Below are 22545 nucleotides of genomic sequence, written 5' to 3'. Positions count from 1 at the left end.
GATGTTTGATCCAGACATGAAGTACTACCGGGACGAGCCATGGGACGGCCTGGCTATGATCCACGCGTTCAAGGCCGATGGCTCGCAGGATGACTACATCAACGAGGCCCTCGTGCCAATGATCGAAGCCGAGGTCGAGGCTTACTACCAGAAATTGCTGACGCCTGATCCTTTGGTTGTTGCCCAGGCCGAAGCACTGCGCCTTCGGGCCATTGCCGATACAGCCATTGCTCCGCTGCAGGATGCCGTCGACCTCGACGAAGCCAGTGAGGCTGAAGTCGCCCGGCTGAAAGAATGGCGGCGCTATCGTGTCGCGCTGAATCGGTTGCCTGAGCAACCTGGTTACCCCGCTGATATCGATTGGCCGCTAGCGCCGGCCTGACTTGGCCAAGTTCACCACCCACCGCCGCCAGGCGGTATTTTTTTGCCTGGGGACACCAGATCGCGGGCGCGAATGTGCTCCTGTGCCTGACCCTGCACGCACCACGTCCTTCGTTGTGCAAGGGGCCATCCTACACTGGAGAGTCGCGATGAACACCCAGTCGATCTGCTTGGCCCAGGCCAATCTGACTGGCTCCAAGGAGGAGCGATGGCACTCGATCCAGTAAGACTGGGTACACCGCCTAGCGGGTTGGATGGCGATGACGCCCGCACGGCATTCTCCCGCATAAATGCCAACTTCGCCGTGCTGGACAATACAGGCCTCACCGGCCTGCTCCCGGCTACGCGCAATGTTGCCGATTGCAATGACGCTTCCGGGCCAGGTTGGTGGTCGGCCTTGAGTGGCAGCGCAGCGCATCTGCCACCAGGCATTACCTATCCGCTTATCCATACCTCGGTGAGCGCGGGAGGGTTTGTCACTCAATTCGCCATCGAAGTCGTGAGTGGCAAGTCCGCGACTCGGGCGTACAACGTCAACACCAAGAGTTGGACGGTTTGGACCGTCCATGCCGACGCAGCCAAGCTCGGTACGGCGGCGACAGCCAGCCTGACGACTTCAAGCGCCGATGCCACCCTTGGCCGGGTGCTCAAGGTCGGGGATTTTGGCGTGGGTGGTCACACTCCGTTGGTGGCGTCCTCGACCCTCAACACGCTACGTTCGACAGGTGATTACTATGTCAATGTCGACCAGGCCGGTGTCGTACCCGGTAACGTCAATGGGCACCTGTCGGTGCGCAGCTTCAACGACCTTTACTCTGTTCAGGAGTACACCCCCGCCGCAGAGCCGCTGAAATACCTGCGGGTACTCACCAACAATGCCTGGAGTGCCTGGAACCAGATCACCACGGCCAAGGACCTTGCCAGCAGTCCATTCGACAGCGCCGCTGGCAAGCTGCTCAAGGTGGGGGACCACGGTATCGGCACCAACGCGCCGACACCCACCGACCTCAACGCACTGGTGGGGATGGGTGGCATCTATAGGTTCAACAACGACACCCTCAATCGTCCACCGAGCATCGCCTATGGTGCGGTGCTGCACCTGGGGCGAACCGGCGGCATCGAGGCCATTCAGGTTGCGTACTCTGTCACGGGTTATGAAGCAGCGGTTCGCTTCCTCGTCGGGAGTACATGGCGCGCCTGGGCCAACACCACGCCGTCCTGGCTGGGACAGTCCTGGCAGAACATGACCGCAGCACGCGCCGCCGGGGTCAACTACACGAATGACACCGGCAGGCCCATCCAGGTCTCGGCGTTGTTCGGCCCGGCCAGTGTCATCAACACAACTGCCATCCTGTATATCAGTGGTGTTCCGATCTATGGGCAGTACGCTGGCGTGGCTGGTGCGTACATCAATACGGCCACCTGCGTGATTCCTCCAGGGGCGGCCTATTCGGTTGCGGCGGCCAACGGTACTGCCAACCTGGCCTATTTCTACGAACTGAGGTGAAGCCGCCATGCTTTATTACAAGGACCCTGCCACCGACGGGATCTACGCGTACAACGAAGACACCTTGGACCAGCATCTTCAGGAGGGCTTTGTCAGTCTCTCTGATGAGCAGTATCAAGATTTTGTCGACAGCCAGGCGTTGGCTGTCAGGAAAGGCGAGGAGGGGTTGTGGGTCGCCGAGCAGATGCAGCTGGTCGCCGATCAGCTGCTGATGCTCGATGACAACGACCCAACTGCCATCCCAGGCATGACCACCGCCGACTGGCGCGCCTACCGGATTGCCCTGCGGGCATGGAAGGAGGGGGCCGAGGGCTTCCCCGAGCAACAGTACCGCCCACGGCGCCCGGCATAGTGCCCACGGTTCGAAGTCGACAACCGCCACCCGGCGGTATTTTTTTGCCCGGAGAAAGCCAATGGCTCGATGTTCAGCCGCGGTATACGACAGCTCGAAGCGGGCTGCAAGGAGCCGGCATGAGTGAACTTTCAATCCTGCAGGCGGCCGTGACGGCCTCCATTCGCAAGGCGATGCCCGACCTGGCCACGGTCGAAGCCGACAAGGGCACGGCAGGTAACCCGACGCTGCCAGCCCTGCGTCACGGCATCGTCAGCATGGTCGCCGACGCGGCGCCCCGCGATGGGCGCTCGGTGCTGGTCGTGATGTGCGAGGCCATCATCACGCCGGATCCGAGCACCACCGATGCTCGGCTGCAAGGCAGCGAGCTGGCCGCGCAATTGATGGACCTGTTGCGCCAGCAGTTGTGGGGCCTGGACTTCGTCGAGGCAGTCCGCAACGTCCAGGCCCTGTACCAGGGCGCGCTCTGGAAGGTGACCTGGGATCAGCCCGTGCTGTTGGGCGAGCCTGACTGGCAATGGCCCGAGCAGCCGCCGGGCAGCCTGGTACTGGGCTTCGCCCCCGATACCGGGCCAGGCAACAAGGACAAGTACCTGGCCCCGGAGGACCTGGCATGAGCTACGCCACGGCGATGCACGACCGCATGCTGGCCAGCCTGGTGATCCCGTGCTCGGTAGTGGCGGTAGACCTCGCCGCCGCCCGCGTCCGGGTCTCCGACGGCGACTGGACCAGCGCCTGGGTGCGCTGGCACAGCCAGGCCGCCGGCAAGGCGCGCCACTGGCGGGCACCGAGCCTGGGCGAGCAGGGCGTGCTGGTCAGCCCCAGTGGCGAGCCGGCCCAGGGCACCTTCGTGCCGGGCCTCTATGGCAATGCTGGCGCCGCGCCGGACAACCGCGATCACGTGGAGGTCTGGCGCTTCGACGACGGTGGCTCGTTGGCTTACGACTGGCAAGCCAAGCGCTATGACATCCAGCTGCCCAGCGGCAACGCGACCATCAAGGTCGGTGCCAGCACCCTGGTGGTCAACGACGGCGCCATCGCCCTCGATGCCACGGCCATCACCCTGACCGGCAAGGTCACGGTCAATGGCCCGCTGCTGGTCAGCGGCGACATCAACGGCGGCGGGCGGATCATCGATACCGCTGGCAACACCGCCAATCACAAGCACTGAGCCCGCGCCTGCGGGCTCTTTCATATCAGGAGAACGCCATGCATACCCAAGCACGGGGTGCGCCTGCCGCAGGGGGTGCCCCATGATCGGCCTGGACCGCCGCACCGGCCAGCCCCTGACGGGCATCGCCCACCTGCGCCAATCCATCGAGGACATCCTCACCACCCCGCTGGGCAGCCGGCGCATGCGCCCCGAGTACGGCAGCCAGCTGCGCCGCTACGTCGACCTGCCGGTCAACGAAGGCTGGAAGAGTGCGGTGCAGGCCGAAGTGGCCCGGGCCCTCGGGCGCTGGGAACCGCGCCTGAAGCTCGACCGGGTCAAGGTCGTGGCCGTGCTCGACGGCCAGGTCAGCCTGGCCTTGAGTGGCCGCTACCTGGGCGACGACGCGCTGGTGGAGGTGACCGTATGAGCCAGGTCGACCTGTCGAAGCTGCCGGCCCCGCAGCTGCTCGAAGACCTCGATTTCGAGGCGCTGTACCAGGAGGACCTGGCCAGCTTCCGCGCCCAGCTGGGCGATGGCTGGAACGCCAACCTGGAAAGCGACCCGGTCACCAAGCTGCTGGAAGTCGGCGCCTACCGCAAGCTGCTCAACCGGGCGCGCATCAACGATGCCGCCAAGGCGCTGCTGCTGGCTTATGCCGAAGGCCGCGACCTCGACCAGCTGGCCGCCAACGTCAACCTGCAACGCCTGGTGATCCAGGCCGCCGACTCGAGCACGATCCCGCCGACCGAAGCCATCCTCGAAGCCGACGATGCCTTGCGCGAGCGGGTGCAACTGGTCTACGAAGGCCTGACCACCGCCGGCCCGCGCAACAGCTACATCCTCCACGCCCGCAACGCCTCGGGCCGGGTCGCTGACGCGACCGCCGAGAGCCCGTCGCCCGCCGTGGTGGACATCACCGTGCTGAGCCTGGATGGCGATGGCGTGGCCAGCCCCGAGCTGCTGGCGCAGGTGCAGGCCTACCTCAACGACGACGACATTCGCCCGGTCGCCGACCGGGTCAACGTGCGCAGCGCCGAGGTGCTGCCCTACCGCGTCGAGGCCGTGCTGCACATGGCCGACAACGGCCCGGAGTACGAAACGGTCCTCGGCGAATGCCGGCGCCGCCTGCAAGCCTGGATCAACCCACGGCGCAGGCTCGGCCTGGAAGTCGCCCGCTCCGGCATCGACGCCCAGTTGCACATCGACGGCGTGAGCCGGGTCGAGCTGATCGGCTGGAGCGACATCCGCCCGAGCAAGGCCCAGGCGGCCTGGTGCACCGGCATCGACCTCAAGCGCGGAGGCTGACATGCACAGCCTTCTGCCGCTCAACCGCACGCCGCTGGAGCGCGCCCTGGAAGTGGCCGCCGACGAAGACCTCAAGGCCGGCCTGCGCACCCTCTACAACCCCGACACCTGCCCGGCGCACCTGCTCTACCAGCTGGCCTGGGCCTGGTCGGTGGACCGCTGGGACGACAGCTGGAGCGAGGCGATCAAGCGCTCGGTGATCCGCTCGGCGTTCTTCGTCCACGCCCACAAGGGCACCCTCGGCGCCCTCAGGCGGGTGGTCGAGCCGTTCGGCTACCTGATCGAGGTGCAGGAATGGTGGCAGGCCAAGCCTGCCGGGGTGCCGGGCACGTTCGCCCTGAAGGTCGGGGTGGCGGACAGCGGCATCGACGAACAGACCTACCAGGAGCTGACCCGCCTGATCGAGGACGCCAAGCCAGTCAGCCGGCACCTGGTCGGCCTGGACATCAGCCTGGAAAGCCTGATCCCCGCGTACCAGGCGGTGGGCCTCTACGACGGTGAGCTGCTGGAGGTACATCCCTGGCAGGCATCGGACATCGATGTGCATGTGGGCGCCTGCAACCTGGTGAACGAGCAAACCCTGGACATACTGGACATCTACCTCAATGGCTAACGCAACCACCCAATTCGGTGGGTTCCTGACCAACACCGGCATCGCCCAGCAGGCCAATACCGCCGTGCTGGGGCTGCCCTGGAACATCACCCACATGCTGATCGGCGATGCCGGCGGCGACCCGTCGCAGACCCCCGATCCCACCCCGAAACCCACCCAGACCGCGCTGGTGCGCCAGGTCTACCGGGCGCAACTGAACGCCCTCTACCAATCGCCCGCCGACCCTGGCGTGCTGGTCGCCGAGCTGGTCCTGCCACCGGAGACCGGTGGCTGGTGGATCCGCGAGCTGGCGCTGGAAGACGCCAACGGCAACTTCATCGCCGTGGCCAAGCCGGCGCCCAGCTACAAGCCGCTGCTGGCGCAAGGCTCCGGGCGTACCCAGACCATCCGCATGCACGTGGTGTTCGGCAACCTCGCCAACGTCACGCTGAAAGTCGACCCGAGCATCGTGCTTGCGACGCGTGACTACGTGGACAAGGCCCGCGAAGCGGCCGAGCTCTACGCCCGCAACCAGCTCAAGGCGCACGTGGACGCCGCCGACCCACACCCGCAGTACCTGCGCCGCGCCGATGCGGCCAAGGACGTCGGGCCGCTGGCCTGGCTGGGTGTCGCTACCGGCACCGCCGATGCCCTGACGCTGAAGCTCAAGAGCGGCGAGTCGGCTCTGGCGGCCTACGCCGCTGGCCAGCGCTTCCAGTTCCAGGCCAGCGCCACCAACACCGGCGCCGTAACGGCGCGCATCAATGGCTTGGCCGCCGTGGCGGTAAAGAAGTCCGGTAATAACGGCCTGGTCGACCTGGTGGGCGGCGATATCCGCGCTGGCGCCTTGTACGACCTGAACTACGACGGCACCTACTTCCAGCTCGGTGGTGGCGTTGGTGCCAACAAAGCATTCGAGCGTTACTCGTTCGAGGCGTCGGTCGGCCAGACCGTCTTCACCCTGGCGCACACCATCGGCAGCACCATCGTGCTGCGCAATGGCCGCGAGATCACCGACTACCTGTCCGACGGCCAGAAGATCACCTTCAAGGCCCCATGCAGCTTGGGTGAGGCGGTGGAGATCCTGGCCTTCAGTTCGTTCCAGGCCGCGAACAGCTACACCAAGGCCGAGACTCAGGCGCTCTTGAACACAGCGTCGGCGTTGCCGGTGGGCACCATGCTGCCGTTCCCGAGGGGGACGGTGCCGGCGGGCTTCCTCGAAGTCGACGGCAGTACCCAGAGCGCGGCGGTGTACCCGGACCTGGCGGCCTATCTGGGTGGAGCATTCAACACGGGCAACGAAGCGGCAGGGTTCTTCCGCCTGCCGGATACCCGTGGTGAGTTCCTGCGGGGTTGGGACCATGGCCGTGGTGTAGACAGCGGCCGTGCCGTGGGCAGCACCCAGGGCGAATCCTTCAAGGCGCATACCCACAAGGACGTAGGGTTCATCGACAATGTCGGTGGTGGTTCAGGGGCCTCGGCTGTGACAGGTGCCACCGGAGACGTCACCTCGATCTACGGGAAAGCGTATGGCAATAGCGCGTCAGCGACGGCAAAAGCCTACAAGGAGAGTGCTCCTGGGGCCTTGGGCGGCGCGATCGCCGGTTTGATTTCTGGCAGCACCGGCGATTCAGAGACCCGCCCGCGCAACTTGGCGGTGATGTGGTGCATCAAGGCCTGGAATGCGCCGGTGAACCAGGGGCAGATCGACGTCGCGGCCCTTGTTGCCGAACTGAAGGCATTGCGTTCTTCGACACCTGTTGGTGCGATCCTGCCGTTCCCCAAGGCGGAGGTACCGGCTGGTTACCTCGAGCTCGATGGCAGCTTGCAAAGCGTCGCGACCTATCCGGATCTCGCGGCTTATCTCGGTGCTTCCTATAACAATGGCACAGAGCCGGCAGGATACTTCCGACTCCCCGATTACCGAGGCGAGTTCCTGCGCGGCTGGGACCATGGGCGTGGCGTGGATCCTGGTCGAGGTATGGGCACTTCGCAGAGCGATGCGATTCAGAACATCACCGGCTCTATTGGCTTACGCGGAGGAGCAGGCGTTGGCCTTGGCGTCATGGGAGGAGCCTCTGGTGCATTTTCCACAGTCTTTGGTGAATCAACCTCCGCCAATACGATTACGCGAGATGCATCCTCAATAGCGGCTAGTGATATCGCGCGCTTTGATGCTTCGAAGGTAGTTAGGGCCGCTGCTGAAACGCGGCCTCGAAACCAGTCGGTGATGTGGTGCATCAAGGCCTGGAGTACTCCTGTGAATCAGGGGCAGGTCGATGTGGCCGCGTTGGTATCGCAAGTGGGGCCGGCTACGGAGACGAAGCCTGGGATTCTCAGATTAGCGTCTCAAGACCAGGTCAATGCGGGTGAAATTGATGAAGTGGCCGTCACCCCCAAAAAACTGCGCTGGGGCTTCGCCGCCAGTTTCGCTGACGCGGGATATCTGAAACTTCCTGGCTGGTTGGGTGGCTTTGTCATTCAGTGGGGGCAGGTGACAGTTGCCGCGAATGCCACGAATAGTTTTTCGTTGCCGACCACTTTTCCGAACCAGTTCTACCACGTGTTCGTGAGTGTGAGAGACACCGTTCAGTACGGCACGACTTCACCGTTTGGAGGTGCCGTACCGACAACGCTGTCGACCTTTACAGTGCGCAACTTCTACACGTCGTCCCCGCTCGTTTACTCGTATTTCGCAGTAGGCAGGTAACCCATGATCTTTTATTCAGCCCAAAACCAAGGTTTCTATGACTCCAAGGTGCTTGACCGCATGCGTCCCGACGATGCGGTTGAAATCAGTGCAGAGCTGCATGCCGTACTGATGAGAGGCCAAGCAATCGGCAAGCAGATCGTTGTTGAAAGCAATGGCATGCCTGGACTGCGAGAGCTTATTGAAAATGCCGCAGCTGTCGAGCGAGGTTGGCGCGACCGGATGCTAGCGGATTCGTTGAAGTTACGTGATCGTCACCGTGACCAGTTAGAGCTGGGAGGCGGTGCTGAGACGAATCTGAGTCCCGAGCAATTCCATGCTCTATTGACCTACCTCCAGGCCCTGCGTGATTGGCCCCAGTCCGATGCATTCCCCGATGCCGGAAAGCGGCCGGTAGCGCCTGATTTCATCAACGAATCCGGAGACGGACAATGAGCCAGGCAAGCTTACATTCGCAGTTGGATATGGTCCTGCTGCGTTCACTGACCATGCAGGCGGATACCATCGTGGCTTCGACGTCATTGTCAGCCGAGCGTCTCGGGCATGTCGTCATTGATGCAAGTGCTGGAAACCTTACCGTCACGCTCCCTGCCGCTGACAAGCCCTTGGGTGCGGTGGAAGTGATTTTGCGCAGACGCGATACATCGGCCAACACGCTGTCGATCAAGGCAAGCGGCAATGACCGGATCATGCTCGACACCCTGATCTCCAACGAAGGGCTCGCTTCGACGGAACTCATCTTTGCGGGCGACTTCCTGGCCCTCAGGGCTGATGGCGCGGGCAAATGGTGGTGTGTCGGGCAGGCTCAACTGCCTGCGAGCCTGGCAACCGGATACATCGTCTGGCAAACCCCAGGTACCAGCGAACCAGTAGTACCACCAGTTTTGCGCAGTGGCCGAAGGCTGGCGCGTGTGCGTGTGACTGCTGGCGGTGGTGGCGGTGCCCGGAGTACTGCAGCTCCAGGGCCTGGCGGCGGCGGCGGCGGCGGTGTCTCGGAAAAGCTGGTAAGCCTTGCAGGTTTGTTCACCGCGAAAATCGCTGTTGGCGCGGGTGGGGCCGGTGCCGCCAATGATGGCCAACCAGGTCAGCCCGGTGGTAGCTCGTCGTTCGTGACGTTTTGCTCCGCCAGCGGCGGCCCGGGTGGCACCAACGATGGCAATTCCTCCTATTCCGGTGAAGGCTATGGGGGCGATCTCAATACCTCGATGGGAGATGGTGGTGTTCCCGTGTCGATACCTAACGGAGCGCTTTACGGAGGGCATGGTGGTGGCGCATTCAGTATCGCTGCCGCAGTCGACAGTTCCCGCCCTCGAAAGCCCGGGTGCGGTGGAGGTGGGCGTTTTGGACCTGGCGCACCGGGTGCTCATGGCTGTATCGAACTTTGGTGGTGATGGAGGACCTATGTGGGCACTTTTAGTAGACGACACCGTTGTAGAAACAACCGATATCGACCCGCAAGGCCGCTTCCACGCCTCGATGAAGTGGCTTGAATGCCCGGCCGATACACAACCCGGTGATGTGATGGTCGAAGGAAACTTCACCACGCCCGAGCCTGTTGGCCGGACGATTGCCGAGCGTGCATGGCGAGACGGTCAATTGCACGCCAGCCAATGGCTGACATCGCGTCATCGCGAGGAGCTGGATCTGGGGATCCAGCCGTCGTTGACCCCCACGCAGTACGCGGAATTGCTCGATTATCGGCAGGCCTTGCGCGTGTGGCCGCAAGCCGAACTATTCCCCGAACTGGCCAGGCGCCCGAATGCGCCGCATTGGATCAGTTCACTGACCCCCTGACGCCCCGCACCGCCGGGGCGTTTTCTTACCTGAAGCAAACCTTTCCAGGCCCCGCACCAGCGGGGCCTTTTCACACCTGTACCTGGAGTAAACCTACATGAGTGGATTCTTCCACGGCGTCACCGTGACCAACGTCGACACTGGCGCGCGCAGCATCGCACTGCCATCGTCCTCGATCATCGGCCTGGTCGACACCTTCACCGAAGGCCCGGGCGTCACCGCCAAGGCCAACGACCTGATCCTGATCACCAGCGAGCGCGAAGCGGTCGCGGCGTTCGGCCAGGACGCGGCGATCACCAAGGCCTGCCGCGCCATCTACAGCCGCGCCAAGGCGGTCATCGTCGCCTGCGGCGTGGCCAAGCTCGAAGACGGCGCCGAGCAGACCGCGGCGATCATCGGCAACGTGCTGGCCGACGGCAAGCGCACCGGCCTGCAGGCGCTGCTCGACGGCAAGAGCCGTTTCAACGCCCAGCCACGCCTGCTGGTAGCGCCCAAGCACAGCGCCACCCAGGCTGTAGGTACCGCGCTGGTGGCCCTGGCCGACAAGCTGCGCGCCATCGCCATCATCGACGGCCCCAACACCACCGATGAAGCGGCCATCGCCTACGCCAAGAACTTCGGCGCCAAGCGCGCCTTCCTGGTCGACCCGGGCGTGCGCTACTGGGACAACGCCGCCGAGGCTACCGTCGATGCGCCGGGCTCGGCCTGGGTCGCCGGCTTGTTCGCCTACACCGACCGCGAGTACGGCTTCTGGGCGTCGCCTTCGAACAAGGAGTTCGTCGGCATCACCGGTACCACCCGCGCGGTGGAGTTCCTCGATGGCGACGACACCTGCCGCGCCAACCTGCTGAACAACGCCAACATCGCCACCATCATCCGCGACGACGGCTTCCGCCTGTGGGGCAACCGCACCCTGTCGAGCGACCCGAAATGGGCCTTCGTCACCCGTGTGCGCACCATGGACATCGTCATGGACGCGATCCTCTACGGCCACAAGTGGGCCGTGGACCGCTCCATCACCGCCACCTACGTCAAGGACGTCACCGAGGGCCTGCAGGCCTTCATGCGCGACCTGAAGAACCAGGGCGCGATCATCAACTTCGAAGTCTTCGCCGACCCGGAGCTGAACACCGCCAGCCAGCTGGAGCAGGGCAAGGTGTACTGGAACATCCGCTTCACCGATGTGCCGCCTGCCGAAAACCCCAATTTCCGCGTCGAAGTCACCAACCAGTGGCTGACCGAAGTCCTCGATACCGCCGCTTAAGGAGCGCATCTACATGGCAATGATTCCCGAAACCCTGGCCAACCTGAACCTGTTCGTCGATGGCGTCAGCTTCCAGGGCGATGTACCCAGCCTGACCCTGCCCAAGCTCACCCTGAAGATGGAAGAGCACCGCCCCGGCGGCATGGACATGCCGGTCCAGATGGACCAGGGCATGGAAAAACAGGAAGCCGCCTTCACCACCACCGGCGTGCGCCGCGAGTCGCTGAAGTTCTTCGGCCTGGCCGACGGCACTGCTTTCAACGGTACCTTCCGCGGCGCCTTCAAGGGCCTGAAGGGCAAGATCAACCCGGTGATCGTCACCCTGCGCGGCTCGCTGAAAGAGATCGACATGGGCGACTGGAAATCCGGCGACAAGGCCGAGATCAAGCACAGCGTCGCCGTCACCTACTACAAGCTCGAAGTCGATGGCCGCCTGGTCTACGAAATCGATGCCCTGGGCATGAAGCGCGTGATCGACGGTGTCGACCAGCTGGCCGCCCAGCGCGCAGCCCTGGGTCTTTAAGGAGAACGTTCGATGGCTCAAGCGAAACAGCTTCCGCAATGGCTGACCGTCAACGCCGAGCGCGTGACCGTGCGCCTGTCGCGCCCCAGCGAGGCCAACGGCGTGCAGGTCGACAGCCTGTCGCTGCGCGCCCCAACCGTGCGTGACATCCGCAATGCCCAGGCCGGTGGTACGAGCGACGACGAGCAGCGCGAACTGAACCTGTTCGCCTCGCTCGCCGAAGTCGGCGTCAAGGACCTCGAGGGCCTGGCCCTGAAGGACTACAGCCGCCTGCAGACCGGCTATTTTCGCCTGGTGCAGGACGACGAGCTTTGACCCCGCCCGGCAGAAGGCCGCCGCCAGGCGGCTGGCCAAGGAGCTGAACTTTTCCGCGAGCGAAATCATGACCATGTCGTTCAGCGACATGGTCTGGTGGCTGGCGGAGTGAAAGGGAGACACGGATGGCGAACAGATCAACGACAGCGCTGGGCGCTGTCGGTGCCACCGTCCCAGAGCTTGGGGAGGCGGTGGGGGAGGAGCGACGCCGCACGGTCCCCATGGGGACGCTGGGGGTGACCCAGCGACCGCCTGATGTCGGTGGCGGTGTCGACCTGCCTCGGCAAGTGACGGAGGCAGTGGAGGGCAAGGACGATCAGGCCGAGTCCTTGAAAGTACAGCAACAACAGGTTGGGCTGCTTCAGCAGAACAAGGAACTTCTGGAGCGTGCCCTGAACAACCGGGCGCCCCCACCTGCACCGGGGCTATTGCCTCCGGTCGCTCAGACCGCGCGCGATGCAGCGACGTCGCTGCTAGTTGCTGGTGGTGGTTACCTGGCGGCGAAAGGCATCGCCCAGGCACCTGCGGTGATCGGCAAGACGTTGAGCGCAAAGGCCGGCTCGACTGGCAGCGAGGGCCATCCTGACGGTGCCCAAGCCAGTTCGTCCAGCCGGCCGGATACGGTGTATCTGCCACCGTTGGTCATCGAAGGTACCGATCGAGCTCCAGTCTTCGAGGACTACCCACTGGGTGCGGATGCGGCGCCAGCACCAATGCCGAGGCCCACCGAACCGGGGCGCTGGGCGCAGGCGCTGATGGCGGGTAAGTCGGCAGCAACCCTGAGTGGGATGGACGCCGGGATGAAGTTGATCTTCACGGCGACCACTGCCTCCACGCCCGAACAGATGGGTGAGGGTGTGGGCGGTGCGGCTGGCGGCTTCATGGGGGCTGTGTCGGGTGCCATGTTGGGTGGAAAACTCAAGACGCTCGCCCCAGCAGCTTCCATGGGGCTGTCATTTATTGGCGACAAGATCGGTGGCGCGCTGGGCAAGGGGCTGATGGCCGCTCCCAGTGATGCGTCACAAAGTCCACCGGCAACGAACACTGGGAGTGGGCAACCGACGCCGTCGGTGAGCGGTGCCTCGCCATCTCCCGCGACTACGTTGTGGGGCACCTTGGCCAGTGCCGTGGGGATAGGCGCGGGAGCTGCCGCCTACACGCATCGCGACCGGCTGCGTAATCTGGGCCGGGCCAAGGGTGTGACGGCAGTGGACGACCTCTATCCACTGGGAGCGGATGCCGGGCCGTCACCTACCGGCATCAACGCTCCCCTTGGACGCGGGGCCGCTTTGAAGGCTGCCTTCAAGGCAGCCGGCAAGATGCCGTGGGTGGAGGCCGGGGTAAAGGGGGTCTACACCTACGCCACCGCCAAGACCCCCGAGGAAAAAGGTGCGGGGTACGGCGGTGCGATCGGTGGCGTGGTGGGCACGGCGTTGGGAGGGGCGTTGCTGGGTAGCTTTGTCACGCCGCCTGTCGGGATGCTGATCGGCAACATGGTCGGCGACAAGGTTGGTGGTGTGATCGGCGGTTGGATTGGCAAGACGCTCTTCACTGCCTCCGATGAGCCCCCTCGCAAGCCGGCCACAGCGATCACCCTGCGGGACCCGCGTCAGGTCACTCCCGCTCCTGGGCGTGGAGTCTTCGACGAGCAGGTCGGCACACGGATGGCCAGACAACTGCTGTCAGCAACGCCGCAGGTGCCACCCAAACCTCGAACGTCAGTCGATGCGATGCACTCGACAGGCGGCGTCATGGTACCGATGGCGCTTGAAGCGGATAAGCAGGTTGTTGCACCGGTGGGCAAGTATTTTGCCGAGCGCGCTGCCGATTTCAGGCCATTTGCGCAGGCAGGCTCGCCAATTGGGGTGATGTCACTGCCCAAGTCTCATGGGCCTCTGTCGCCAGGGGCGGGTGCGCCGGTTGCCGCATCGGCAGGAAGGTACCTGCCTGAGCACATGGCCGAACCAGGGCCTGCTTCGCAGCTCAGCGTTCCACCTGCACCGGTGGTGCTGCCGGATACCGGGCCACGCCCGATGCAAGGGCAAGGCTCGATGGCGCCACCCATCACTCAGCAGCTCACCTTTACCGCCAACATACCCATCACCGTGCAGGGCAGTGTGGATGCGCCGAACCAGCTCAGCTTGCAACTCGAAGAAGCGGTCCGGCGTGTCATGCAGGACCTGCAGCGGCAGGCCTACCACGCGCAACTGCCCGACCACCCCAATTCTTTTTGAACAGGAGGACCCATGACCTACCTGGAGCAGCTGCAAGCCACGCTGCACGCCCTGGTCAAGGCGGGAGAGGCAGGGCGTCGGCGTGCCGACGCCATGCTCGACCCCATGAACGACGCGATCGGCCATATACAAGGCGCTGTGGGCGAGCTGGAAGGGTTGCCGGTGGTCGGGCCGATCATCGGTGCCAAGCTGCAGCGCACGATGCGCGCGATCACCAACGCCCAGGCCCGTGTCGCCAAGGTAGTCGCCAAGTACGACCAGGCGATGGCGGTGGTGCGCCAGGTGCGTGATCGCATCGACGGCTTCGCCGCCCACGCCGCCAAGGCTGGCGCAGCGATCGGTCGCGTGGTCGGGGCGGTGCGCTCGACTGTCAACGGCGTGCTGTCGACGCTGGGCTTCGCGCCCGAAGCGACCCCCGCCGCCGAAGCGGTCAAGCCGTTCCCGCACCTGCTGGTGCTGCAACCGCTGAAGGCGGGCGCGGCACCGTACTACTTCAACCTCGACACCGCCGCCTTCGACCAGCTGCGCCGGCAGACCCGCTTCCGCTGGGCCGGCCAGGAGCGGCTGAGCCGCGACACCGCGCAGCAGGCGGTGAGCCTGGGTGAAGAGACCATCAGCATTCGCGGGGCGATCTTCCCTGGCTTCAAGGGCGGCCTCGGCCAGTTGCAGACACTGCGCAGCATCGGTCGCCAATTGCTGCCGCTGTCGCTGACCACCGGCTACGGCGAGGTGCTCGGCACCTGGTGCCTGACCAGCATCGAGGAAGAGCAGGGCGCCCTGCTGGCTGGCGGCATCCCGCGCAAACAAGGGTTTTCACTGGAGTTCGTGAGCTATGGCCAGGATTTGTACAACGTCTGAGGGCGATGTGCTCGATACGCTCTGCCAGCACTACTACGGCCACCTTGATGGTTCGGTCGAAGCGGTGCTTGAGGCCAACCAGGGCCTGGCGGACGAGGCCCAGCCGTTTCGCAGCGGGGTGCGCATCGTGTTGCCGGCGCTGGCCGTGGTGGCCGCGAACACCGTGCAACTGTGGGACTGACCGGCAAGGAGCCTGAACCATGCAACCGATCTTCCGCATCGAGGCCGACGGCAAGGACATCACCGCGCTGATCAACGACCGCCTGCTGTTGCTGCGCACCACCGACAAGCCCGGCATGGAGTCGGACGACTTCGAGCTGCGCATCGACGCCCGCGACGGTGCCCTGGCGTTGCCTGCCCGAGGTGTCGTGCTGCAGGTTCACCTGGGGTACGCCGGCCAGCCGCTGACGCGCCTGGGGCGCTACACCGTGGATGAAGTCGAGCTGTCGGGGCCACCCGACACCCTGGTCATTCGCGGCAAGGCCAGTGACCTGCGCGGTACCGGCAAGACCATCCGCAGCGGTAGCTGGGAGGCGGCGACACTGCAACGCATCGTCGCCGAGATCGGTGCGCGCAATGGCTGGCAGGCGGTCTGCCCGGTGACGGTCAAGTTGCCGCGGGTCGACCAGTACAGCGAGTCGGACTTCAACTTCATCACCCGCCTGGCCCGGCAGAACGACTGCATCGCCAAGCTTGCCGATGGCCAGTTGCTGGTGCTGCCGCGCCAAGGCGGGCAGAGCGCCAGCGGCAAGGCGTTGGGGGTAGTGACCATCGCCCGCAACGAGGTCAGCCAGTGGCAGTTCCGCCTGGCCGACAAGAGCACCCACAAGGCGGTGCGCACCCGCCACCAGGACGCGGCGACCGGCAAGCTGAACGTCGTCGAACTGGACAATGGCGACGCACCGCAGGGCCTGCAGCCGGTGCACACCGACCGCCACCTGTACCCCAACCGTGCGGCCGCCGAACAGGCCGCCAAGGCGCGCCTGGCCAGCTTCAACCGCGACACGGCCTCCGTGCGCCTGGACATGCCCGGGCGCACCGACCTGTTCGCCGAGCGCAGCGTGACGATCACCGGCTTCCTCGCCGGGCTCGATGGGCCCTACCTGGTCGAGTCGGTAGAGCAGGTGTTCACCAGCAGCGGCTGGCGCACCACGGTGCAATGCAACGGTGGCAAGCAGGGCAAGGCCAAGGCCAAGGGCCAGGCGCCACGACGTGCAGGCGCGGTGAAAGCCTAGCGCGCCCACGCTGCGCCTGAGCCTTGTTGCGCAGCCCATCCGAACCTGGAGCCCCCATGAAACCCAGTCTCCTCAGCGCCCAACTGGCGCTGTGCCCAAGCTTGGGCGACACCGCCGTGGTCGGTCTCGACCTGACGGCGATCGACAACCTCGCACCACGGCCCCAGCCCATCGCCTGCCTGCTGCTGGCCGGTGAGGAGGCCGACCGCAACGACCTGCAGAACGCCACGCGGCAGAGCCTGCTTGAGCGCTTCGACGTGCTGTTGCTGCTCGACAGCAGCGCGCAGGGAACCGCCCATGCCCTCGAACGGCTCGACGACCTGCGCGCCGAGCTGTGGTTGGCGCTGGTCGGTTGGAAACCCGCCCCCGGCCGCGAGCCGGTGGAGTACGCCGGTGGCGAGCTGCTGCGCTGCGACACGCGCCGCGTGCTCTATCGCCACCGTTTCATCGCCCCGCTGCAGCTTGGCCGCAGCCGGGCCAGCGAGCCCGCCGAGACCTGGCATGAACGCCAGCTCGACCAACTGCCGCCGTTGACCGGCGTCACCGTGCAGGTCGACGCCATCGACCCGGCGGACCCGAACCTGCGCCAGCCAGGGCCTGACGGGCGCATCGAAATGACCTTCCAAGGAACCTTCAACCCATGACAGCACGCATCACCGTGATCCCGGCCGCTGGCCGGGCGGTGCCGGATCCGCAATCCGGCGACCTGCTGCCCGCCGAGGGCCGCGACGTGCCAGACACCGTCTGGTGGCGCCGTCGCCTGGCGGACGGCGATGTGATCCTCAAGGCCGCCAAGGCGGCAAAACCACAGGGAGCCAAATAATGTCGGTCGGATTCAGCAACATCCCCGCGGACATCCGTGTACCGCTGTTCTACGCCGAGATGGACAACTCGGTCGCCAACAGCGCCTCTTCCAACCTGCGCCGGCTGATCGTCGCCCAGGTGAACGACAACGCCAGCGCCGAACAGGCCGGCAAGCTGGTGCTGGTGCCCAGCCTGGCGGTGGCGCGCCAGCTCGGTGGCCAGGGCTCGATGCTCGCGGCCATGTACGAAACCTGGCGCAAGGCTGATCCGCTGGGCGAGATCTGGTGCTTGCCGTTGCGCAACAGTGAAGGCGCCGTGGCCAAGGCCGAGGTGAAGGTCGAGGGCAGCGCCACCGAAGCAGGCCTGGTCAATCTCTACGTGGCAGGCGTTCGGGTCCAGGCCGGCGTGGCCCTGGGCAACACCGCCGCCCAGGTGGCCAGTGCCCTGGCGCTGAAGATCAACGCCAACCCCGACCTGCCGGTGACGGCGGTGGCCAGCGCGGGCGTGCTCAGCCTGAGCTGCAAATGGACCGGTGACAGCGGCAACGACATTGCCCTGCAACTCAATCGCCTTGGCCTGAGCAACGGCGAGCAAACCCCGGCCGGCCTGGTGCTGACCATCACGGCATTCGCCGGTGGCGCGGGCGTGCCGGACCAGGTCCAGGCCTTGGCGGCGGTGGGTGACGAACCGTTCGAATTCATCTGCCTGCCGTGGTCTGACAGCAATAGCCTGGATGCCTGGAAACTGGCCATGGACGACAGCGCCGGCCGCTGGTCCTGGAGCCGCCAGCTGTATGGCCATGTGTATGGCGCCAAACGCGGTACGGTCGGCAGCCTGGTGGCCGCCGGCCAACTGCGCAACGACCAGCATGCCAGCCTGCTGGCGGTCGAACGCGGCGCGCCGCAGCCAGTGTGGCTGCATGCCGCCAGCTTCGCCGCGCGTTCGGCGGCGTTCATTTCCGCCGACGCCAGCCGCCCGACCCAGAGCGGTACCCTGCCAGGCCTGGAGCCGGCGCCGGCCAGCGAGCGCTTCAGCCTCAGCGAGCGCCAGTCGCTGCTCAGCTACGGCATCGCCACGGCGTACTACGAAGGCGGTTCGCTGCGCATCCAGCGGGCGATCACCACCTACCAGAAGAACGCCTACGGCCAGCCGGACAACTCCTACCTGGACAGCGAGACCCTGCACCAGTCGGCTTTCATCATCCGCCGCCTGCAAGGCGTGATCACCAGCAAGTACGGCCGCCACAAGCTGGCCAGCGACGGCACTCGCTTCGGCGCCGGCCAACCGATCGTCACCCCGAGCACCCTGCGCGGCGAGCTGATCGCCCAGTACGCCAGGCTCGAACAGGAAGGCCACGTGGAGAACGCCGAGCTGTTCGCCGAGCACCTAGTGGTGGAGCGTTCGAGCACCGACCCGAGCCGGGTCAACGTGCTGTTCCCGCCGGACTACATCAACGGTCTGCGCGTGTTTGCACTGCTCAACCAGTTCCGCCTGCAGTACGAAGACGCCGCCTGAGCGGCCACCACCTATCCCGGCCCGCCCTGAGCGGGCCTGTTTTTATGGAGAGATGCCATGGGGCAGAAAATCGCGGGCACCTGCTACGTCAAGGTCGACGGTGCCCAACTGACCATCAAGGGCGGCTGCGAGGCGCCACTGATGGAAGTCAACCGCACCACCCTGGTGCCGGGTTACTACAAGGAAGAAGAGCGGCGCCCGTCGCTCAAGGTCACTGCGCTGCACACGCCTGACTTCCCGCTGAAGAAGCTGGTCAACGGCACCGACATGACCATCACCTGCGAGTTCAGCAACGGCCGAGTGTACGTGCTGGCCGGCGCCTACCTGGTGGGCGAGCCGGTGAGCAAGGGCGACGACGCGGAAGTGGCGCTGGAATTCGATGGCATCAAGGGGAGCTGGCAATGACCCAGGTACTCAAGCTCAACGTGCCGCTGGAGGCCCACGGCGAAGTGCTGCAGGAACTGGCCCTGCGCCGGCCCACGGTGCAGGAGGTGCGCACCATCAAGGCGCTGCCCTACCGCATCGACAAAAGCGAGGAGGTCAGCCTGGACATGGACGTGGCGGCCAAGTACATCGCCGTCTGCGCCGGCATTCCGCCGTCGTCGGTCAACCAGATGGACCTGGCCGACCTCAACACCGCCAGCTGGGTCGTCGCCGGTTTTTTCATGAGTGCGGCGTCACCAGCATCGGCGGGCTGATCGCCATCGCCTATGACCTGGCCTGGTTCTGGCGGGTGGATCCCGAGCAGATCCTGGCCAGGCCCCTGGACGTGCTGCGCGAATCCCTGCAGCACGCACAACGGATCAACGCGATGCAGCAGGTGCAATGATGGCAGATCAACTACAGCTCAATTCACTGGTGCTCGACGCCCGGCGCCTGGCGGTGAACCTGGTGCAGGTCAACCAGCAGGTCAGCCAGGTGGTGGCCCAGACGCCCAAGGTCGAAGGGTTCTCCGACGCCCTGGAGAAGAGCAAGCTCGGCGGGCTGGATATCGGCGGCCTGCTGAAGGGGGAAGGCCTTGCGGCGCCGTTCGTCAGTGGCATCAAGGCGGCCCTGGCGTTCGAGCAGCACATGCATGACCTCGAGCAAGGGCCGGTCAAGGACGACCCGCTGGAAAACACCGGCCTGCAACGGGACGCGCTGGCCCAGCTGCTGCCCGAGGCCGGCGTGCGCCAGGGCCAGGAAAGCCTCGAGCAACTGCAAGGGGCGATCAAGGGGGTGACCCTGGCCTTCGGCCTGGCGTTGCTACCGGCTTTCACGGCCGTGGCCCAGGCGCTGACGCCGCTGGTTCAGGGCGTGTCCAACCTGATCGTGGCCAACCCGCAGCTGGTCGAGGGCGTTGCCGCCGCGGCGGCGGCCTTCACCGCACTCAGGGTCGCGGCAACCCTGGCGCTGCTGGCGTTCAACGCCACCCCCATCGGCCTGGTGGTCAGCGCCGTGGCCTTGGCGGTGGGCCTGATCGTGGCGTACTGGGAGCCGATCTCAGGTTTCTTCGCGGCGATTGGCGAACGTGTCGGCGCCGTCTTCCAGGGCATGGGGGCGGCATTCGACGCGCTGTTGCAATGGGACCCAATGGCCACGCTGCAAAGTGCCTGGGGCGCGCTGACAGGTTTCTTCAGTGAGCTCAGTGAGCCGCTGCTGACGGGCCTGCAGAGCGCCTGGGGCGTGCTCCAGGCGATCTTGGCCTGGAGTCCGCTGGCGCTGCTGTACAACAACTGGGGCGCCATCGTGGGCTGGTTCACCGATCTGGCAGGCCAGGTGCAAGCGATGCTTGCGCAAGGCTGGCAAGGTTTGCAGGCGGTGCTCGCCTGGAGCCCGCTGGCGCTGCTGTACAGCAACTGGGGCGCCATCGTCGGCTGGTTCGCCGACCTGGCGGGCCAGGTGCCAGCGATGCTTGCGCAGGGCTGGCAAGGTTTGCAGGCGGTGCTCGCCTGGAGCCCGCTGGCGCTGCTGTACAACAACTGGGGCGCCATCGTGGGCTGGTTCGCCGACCTGGCGGGCCAAGTGCCAGCGATGCTTGCGCAGGGCTGGCGAGGCTTGCAGGCGGTGCTCGCCTGGAGCCCGCTGGCGCTGCTGTACAACAACTGGGGCGCCGTCGTCGGCTGGCTCGGCGAGCTGGCCGGGCAGGCCTTGGGCGTGCTGACCGCAGGCTGGTCGATGATCGCCACGTTGTTCAACTGGTCGCCGCTTGAAGCGCTGGGCACCGCCTGGGGCTCGGTCAGTGGCTTCTTCGGTGAGCTGTGGGGCCAGTTGCTGAGCGGCATGGCGCCGATCCAGGAAGCATTGGCCAACCTGTTTGCCGGTTCCCCCCTGGACGCGCTGCAACAGCAATGGACGCCCGTGGCGGCATGGCTGGAAGGCTGGTGGGCCAAGCTGGCGCCTATCGTCGAACCGATCCGGGCGTTTTTCAGCGGTGCGTTCTCCGCTGTGTTCGACACCTTTGGCGAGACGGGTGGCGACCAGCAGGCTGTCGCCGCGCCTGCCGCTGCCGCGCCGCTGCGCAGCCCGCTGGTTGGCGAAGGCGGCAGCGGCCTGGTGCAACAGACCGCCGAGGCCCGGCGCACGTCCCTCGACGGCAGCCTGCTGCTGCGTTTCGAGAACCCGCCACCCGGCCTGGCGCTGGTCACCAGCCAGAGCAATCAACCCGGATTGAACATCCGCTCCAACGTGGGCGTGCGTTCCCTGTCCCAAGGAGGAGCCTATGAAGCGTGACTGGACCGAGAGCCTGTTGCCGGCGAGTTTCGCCGGGGTCAAGTTCTGGGTCGACAAGGCCAGCGTGCCGGTCGGCCGCAAGGGCGCGCTGCACGAGTATCCGCAGCGCGACCAGGCGTACTTCGAGAGCCTTGGCCGCCAGGCCCAGGTGCACGAACTGACGGCTTTCATCGTCGGTGCGGACTGCTTCACCCAGCGTGACCGCCTGCTCGCCGCCCTGGCCAAGGGCAGTGGCGAGCTGCTGCACCCCTGGCTGGGGCGCATGCAGGTCAAGGTGGGCGAGTGCACCTTGAGCCATGAGCGCAAGGCGGGTGGAGTGGCCAGCCTGGTCATGAAGTTCCACCCGGATACGCCGTTGACCTACCCGACCGCGCAGGTCAACACCCGGCGGCAACTGGAGCAGGCCTCGCAATCGTTGCTGGAGGTCGCGTTGGCGCGCTTCCAGGCGGCCATGGCCCAGGTCGACCGGGCGCGGATCAACCTGCAGGCCTTGCGCAGCCGGTTGTCCGGGTTCTACAACCTGATCAACCAGCAGCTCAAGCCGCTGCTGGCGACGGTCGACAGCCTCGGCGCGCTGGTGGACTCGCTGGTCAATGCGCCACGGGCGCTGGGGGCGTTGCTGGGCAACTACTTAAGTGACCTGCAAGGCAACCTGGGCAGCTTCGCTGGCGCGCCTGCGGATGCGCCGGGGAACTCGGCCGCCGCCTTGAACCAGGCGCTGGGCCGCGGCTATCGTGGCGTGCTGGCCAGCGCCACGCAACAGGCCGAAGCGGCTGCCGCCCTCGATGCCCCGCCGCCAGGTGGCGGCAAGGACACCCAGCAAGCCGCCCAGGCCCTAGCTGACCTGCTGCAGGCGGCGTTGCTGGTGCAGCTGGCGCTGCTGCTGGCACGCATGCCGGTCAACCCACGCAGCGAATCCCTGCGCGAGGTACCGCCGCTGGCCGTGCAGCGCGTGAGCCCCGTGGCCCGTGCGCAGGTACCGGTGGCCGATGATGTGCTGGCCTTGCGTGCGTTGCTCGACGAGGTGATCTGGCAGGCCGCGCTCAAGGCCGATGCGGCGGGTTACCAGGCCCTGAGCGACCTGCGTCGGCAATTGGACGCGCACCTGGACGCCGTGGCGGCCTCAGGCGTGCGCCTGGTTACGGTAACGCCAGAGCAGCCACTGCCGGCGCTGGTCCTGGCCTATCGGCGCTTTGCCGACGCCACCCGGGCCGGCGAGATCGTCCAGCGCAACCGGGTGCGTCACCCCGGCTTCGTGCCGCCGCAGCCGCTGCAGATAGCGAGGGAATGA

The 22545-nt window shown here is 65.6% G+C and carries 26 protein-coding genes; all 26 read left to right on the top strand.

All coding sequences use genetic code 11. From position 1 onward, the window contains the following. Position 1 precedes the first annotated feature (1 nt). The 26 genes from PSEEN_RS27135 to PSEEN_RS19115 all read left to right on the top strand — a co-directional run bounded on the left by PSEEN_RS27135 (position 2) and on the right by PSEEN_RS19115 (position 22545). Positions 2–382 (top strand): tail fiber assembly protein, encoded by a 381-nt coding sequence (locus PSEEN_RS27135; RefSeq protein WP_011535227.1) that lies wholly within the window; start codon positions 2–4, stop codon positions 380–382. A 207-nt stretch (positions 383–589) separates the two neighbouring features. After that, complete coding sequence (locus tag PSEEN_RS26735; protein ID WP_011535226.1) at positions 590–1888, top strand: pyocin knob domain-containing protein; 1299 nt, start codon at positions 590–592, stop codon at positions 1886–1888. Positions 1889–1895: 7 nt separating this feature from the next. After that, complete coding sequence (locus tag PSEEN_RS19235; RefSeq protein ID WP_011535225.1) at positions 1896–2240, top strand: hypothetical protein; 345 nt, start codon at positions 1896–1898, stop codon at positions 2238–2240. Between the two features lie 119 nt (positions 2241–2359). Continuing rightward, entirely contained in the window at positions 2360–2857 is a 498-nt protein-coding gene (locus tag PSEEN_RS19230) for a hypothetical protein (RefSeq protein ID WP_011535224.1), read from the top strand. Then, positions 2854–3411 (top strand): phage baseplate assembly protein V, encoded by a 558-nt coding sequence (locus PSEEN_RS19225; protein WP_011535223.1) that lies wholly within the window; start codon positions 2854–2856, stop codon positions 3409–3411. The genes PSEEN_RS19230 and PSEEN_RS19225 overlap by 4 nt, the downstream gene beginning before the upstream one ends. 82 nt (positions 3412–3493) lie before the next feature. Next, a complete protein-coding gene (locus PSEEN_RS19220; RefSeq protein WP_011535222.1) occupies positions 3494–3820 on the top strand; it encodes a GPW/gp25 family protein in 327 nt (108 codons plus the stop codon). Next, complete coding sequence (locus PSEEN_RS19215) at positions 3817–4698, top strand: baseplate assembly protein (protein WP_011535221.1); 882 nt, start codon at positions 3817–3819, stop codon at positions 4696–4698. Before PSEEN_RS19220 ends, PSEEN_RS19215 begins: the two co-directional genes overlap by 4 nt. A gap of 1 nt (position 4699) precedes the next feature. Beyond that, the gene (locus tag PSEEN_RS19210) at positions 4700–5311 is read left to right on the top strand and encodes a phage tail protein I (protein ID WP_011535220.1); all 612 of its coding nucleotides are present in this window, start codon (positions 4700–4702) and stop codon (positions 5309–5311) included. After that, on the top strand, positions 5304–8000 hold the full coding sequence (locus PSEEN_RS27050) for a phage tail protein (RefSeq protein ID WP_011535219.1): 2697 nt from the start codon (positions 5304–5306) through the stop codon (positions 7998–8000). Before PSEEN_RS19210 ends, PSEEN_RS27050 begins: the two co-directional genes overlap by 8 nt. A gap of 3 nt (positions 8001–8003) precedes the next feature. Beyond that, the gene (locus PSEEN_RS19200; RefSeq protein WP_011535218.1) at positions 8004–8435 is read left to right on the top strand and encodes a phage tail assembly chaperone; all 432 of its coding nucleotides are present in this window, start codon (positions 8004–8006) and stop codon (positions 8433–8435) included. Next, positions 8432–9391 carry a glycine-rich domain-containing protein gene (locus PSEEN_RS26730; protein WP_158020267.1) on the top strand — a complete coding sequence of 320 codons (960 nt, stop codon included), beginning with the start codon at positions 8432–8434 and terminating at the stop codon, positions 9389–9391. Before PSEEN_RS19200 ends, PSEEN_RS26730 begins: the two co-directional genes overlap by 4 nt. 10 nt (positions 9392–9401) lie before the next feature. Continuing rightward, positions 9402–9794, top strand: coding sequence for a phage tail assembly chaperone (locus tag PSEEN_RS26725; protein ID WP_044488370.1), 393 nt, complete (start codon positions 9402–9404; stop codon positions 9792–9794). A 97-nt stretch (positions 9795–9891) separates the two neighbouring features. Continuing rightward, complete coding sequence (locus PSEEN_RS19185) at positions 9892–11058, top strand: phage tail sheath subtilisin-like domain-containing protein (protein ID WP_011535215.1); 1167 nt, start codon at positions 9892–9894, stop codon at positions 11056–11058. 13 nt (positions 11059–11071) lie between these two features. Further along, positions 11072–11581 (top strand): phage major tail tube protein, encoded by a 510-nt coding sequence (locus PSEEN_RS19180; protein ID WP_011535214.1) that lies wholly within the window; start codon positions 11072–11074, stop codon positions 11579–11581. 12 nt (positions 11582–11593) lie between these two features. Continuing rightward, positions 11594–11896 carry a phage tail assembly protein gene (locus tag PSEEN_RS19175; protein ID WP_011535213.1) on the top strand — a complete coding sequence of 101 codons (303 nt, stop codon included), beginning with the start codon at positions 11594–11596 and terminating at the stop codon, positions 11894–11896. Between the two features lie 125 nt (positions 11897–12021). Continuing rightward, on the top strand, positions 12022–14130 hold the full coding sequence (locus PSEEN_RS19170; RefSeq protein ID WP_011535212.1) for a hypothetical protein: 2109 nt from the start codon (positions 12022–12024) through the stop codon (positions 14128–14130). Positions 14131–14142: 12 nt separating this feature from the next. Further along, positions 14143–14988 carry a phage tail protein gene (locus PSEEN_RS19165; RefSeq protein ID WP_011535211.1) on the top strand — a complete coding sequence of 282 codons (846 nt, stop codon included), beginning with the start codon at positions 14143–14145 and terminating at the stop codon, positions 14986–14988. After that, a complete protein-coding gene (locus PSEEN_RS19160) occupies positions 14963–15169 on the top strand; it encodes a tail protein X (RefSeq protein ID WP_044488368.1) in 207 nt (68 codons plus the stop codon). Before PSEEN_RS19165 ends, PSEEN_RS19160 begins: the two co-directional genes overlap by 26 nt. Positions 15170–15188: 19 nt before the next feature. Next, the gene (locus PSEEN_RS19155) at positions 15189–16223 is read left to right on the top strand and encodes a phage late control D family protein (RefSeq protein WP_011535209.1); all 1035 of its coding nucleotides are present in this window, start codon (positions 15189–15191) and stop codon (positions 16221–16223) included. Between the two features lie 56 nt (positions 16224–16279). Then, positions 16280–16867 (top strand): phage tail terminator protein, encoded by a 588-nt coding sequence (locus PSEEN_RS19150; RefSeq protein ID WP_011535208.1) that lies wholly within the window; start codon positions 16280–16282, stop codon positions 16865–16867. Beyond that, a complete protein-coding gene (locus tag PSEEN_RS19145) occupies positions 16864–17046 on the top strand; it encodes a DUF2635 domain-containing protein (protein WP_011535207.1) in 183 nt (60 codons plus the stop codon). Before PSEEN_RS19150 ends, PSEEN_RS19145 begins: the two co-directional genes overlap by 4 nt. Then, on the top strand, positions 17046–18542 hold the full coding sequence (locus PSEEN_RS19140) for a phage tail sheath subtilisin-like domain-containing protein (protein ID WP_011535206.1): 1497 nt from the start codon (positions 17046–17048) through the stop codon (positions 18540–18542). Before PSEEN_RS19145 ends, PSEEN_RS19140 begins: the two co-directional genes overlap by 1 nt. A 57-nt stretch (positions 18543–18599) precedes the next feature. Then, entirely contained in the window at positions 18600–18947 is a 348-nt protein-coding gene (locus PSEEN_RS19135; RefSeq protein ID WP_011535205.1) for a phage tail tube protein, read from the top strand. Then, positions 18944–19240, top strand: coding sequence for a phage tail assembly protein (locus PSEEN_RS19130; protein WP_011535204.1), 297 nt, complete (start codon positions 18944–18946; stop codon positions 19238–19240). Before PSEEN_RS19135 ends, PSEEN_RS19130 begins: the two co-directional genes overlap by 4 nt. A gap of 130 nt (positions 19241–19370) precedes the next feature. Next, entirely contained in the window at positions 19371–21254 is a 1884-nt protein-coding gene (locus PSEEN_RS19120) for a phage tail tape measure protein (RefSeq protein ID WP_011535202.1), read from the top strand. Continuing rightward, entirely contained in the window at positions 21244–22545 is a 1302-nt protein-coding gene (locus PSEEN_RS19115; RefSeq protein WP_011535201.1) for a DNA circularization protein, read from the top strand. Before PSEEN_RS19120 ends, PSEEN_RS19115 begins: the two co-directional genes overlap by 11 nt.

The sequence above is a fragment of the Pseudomonas entomophila L48 genome, assembly GCF_000026105.1.
In the GTDB taxonomy this organism is placed as follows: Bacteria; Pseudomonadota; Gammaproteobacteria; order Pseudomonadales; family Pseudomonadaceae; genus Aquipseudomonas; species Aquipseudomonas entomophila.
Note: the sequence above shows the minus strand (reverse complement) of the source record. Positions and strands in the feature narration are given on the sequence as shown.

Bases quoted from the DNA above. Each gene is read 5' to 3' on its own strand.
- PSEEN_RS27135 (WP_011535227.1), top strand. From the start codon at position 2: ATGTTTGATCCAGACATGAAGTACTACCGGGACGAGCCATGGGACGGC.
- PSEEN_RS26735 (WP_011535226.1), top strand. From the start codon at position 590: ATGGCACTCGATCCAGTAAGACTGGGTACACCGCCTAGCGGGTTGGAT.
- PSEEN_RS19235 (WP_011535225.1), top strand. From the start codon at position 1,896: ATGCTTTATTACAAGGACCCTGCCACCGACGGGATCTACGCGTACAAC.
- PSEEN_RS19230 (WP_011535224.1), top strand. From the start codon at position 2,360: ATGAGTGAACTTTCAATCCTGCAGGCGGCCGTGACGGCCTCCATTCGC.
- PSEEN_RS19225 (WP_011535223.1), top strand. From the start codon at position 2,854: ATGAGCTACGCCACGGCGATGCACGACCGCATGCTGGCCAGCCTGGTG.
- PSEEN_RS19220 (WP_011535222.1), top strand. From the start codon at position 3,494: ATGATCGGCCTGGACCGCCGCACCGGCCAGCCCCTGACGGGCATCGCC.
- PSEEN_RS19215 (WP_011535221.1), top strand. From the start codon at position 3,817: ATGAGCCAGGTCGACCTGTCGAAGCTGCCGGCCCCGCAGCTGCTCGAA.
- PSEEN_RS19210 (WP_011535220.1), top strand. From the start codon at position 4,700: ATGCACAGCCTTCTGCCGCTCAACCGCACGCCGCTGGAGCGCGCCCTG.
- PSEEN_RS27050 (WP_011535219.1), top strand. From the start codon at position 5,304: ATGGCTAACGCAACCACCCAATTCGGTGGGTTCCTGACCAACACCGGC.
- PSEEN_RS19200 (WP_011535218.1), top strand. From the start codon at position 8,004: ATGATCTTTTATTCAGCCCAAAACCAAGGTTTCTATGACTCCAAGGTG.
- PSEEN_RS26730 (WP_158020267.1), top strand. From the start codon at position 8,432: ATGAGCCAGGCAAGCTTACATTCGCAGTTGGATATGGTCCTGCTGCGT.
- PSEEN_RS26725 (WP_044488370.1), top strand. From the start codon at position 9,402: ATGTGGGCACTTTTAGTAGACGACACCGTTGTAGAAACAACCGATATC.
- PSEEN_RS19185 (WP_011535215.1), top strand. From the start codon at position 9,892: ATGAGTGGATTCTTCCACGGCGTCACCGTGACCAACGTCGACACTGGC.
- PSEEN_RS19180 (WP_011535214.1), top strand. From the start codon at position 11,072: ATGGCAATGATTCCCGAAACCCTGGCCAACCTGAACCTGTTCGTCGAT.
- PSEEN_RS19175 (WP_011535213.1), top strand. From the start codon at position 11,594: ATGGCTCAAGCGAAACAGCTTCCGCAATGGCTGACCGTCAACGCCGAG.
- PSEEN_RS19170 (WP_011535212.1), top strand. From the start codon at position 12,022: ATGGCGAACAGATCAACGACAGCGCTGGGCGCTGTCGGTGCCACCGTC.
- PSEEN_RS19165 (WP_011535211.1), top strand. From the start codon at position 14,143: ATGACCTACCTGGAGCAGCTGCAAGCCACGCTGCACGCCCTGGTCAAG.
- PSEEN_RS19160 (WP_044488368.1), top strand. From the start codon at position 14,963: ATGGCCAGGATTTGTACAACGTCTGAGGGCGATGTGCTCGATACGCTC.
- PSEEN_RS19155 (WP_011535209.1), top strand. From the start codon at position 15,189: ATGCAACCGATCTTCCGCATCGAGGCCGACGGCAAGGACATCACCGCG.
- PSEEN_RS19150 (WP_011535208.1), top strand. From the start codon at position 16,280: ATGAAACCCAGTCTCCTCAGCGCCCAACTGGCGCTGTGCCCAAGCTTG.
- PSEEN_RS19145 (WP_011535207.1), top strand. From the start codon at position 16,864: ATGACAGCACGCATCACCGTGATCCCGGCCGCTGGCCGGGCGGTGCCG.
- PSEEN_RS19140 (WP_011535206.1), top strand. From the start codon at position 17,046: ATGTCGGTCGGATTCAGCAACATCCCCGCGGACATCCGTGTACCGCTG.
- PSEEN_RS19135 (WP_011535205.1), top strand. From the start codon at position 18,600: ATGGGGCAGAAAATCGCGGGCACCTGCTACGTCAAGGTCGACGGTGCC.
- PSEEN_RS19130 (WP_011535204.1), top strand. From the start codon at position 18,944: ATGACCCAGGTACTCAAGCTCAACGTGCCGCTGGAGGCCCACGGCGAA.
- PSEEN_RS19120 (WP_011535202.1), top strand. From the start codon at position 19,371: ATGGCAGATCAACTACAGCTCAATTCACTGGTGCTCGACGCCCGGCGC.
- PSEEN_RS19115 (WP_011535201.1), top strand. From the start codon at position 21,244: ATGAAGCGTGACTGGACCGAGAGCCTGTTGCCGGCGAGTTTCGCCGGG.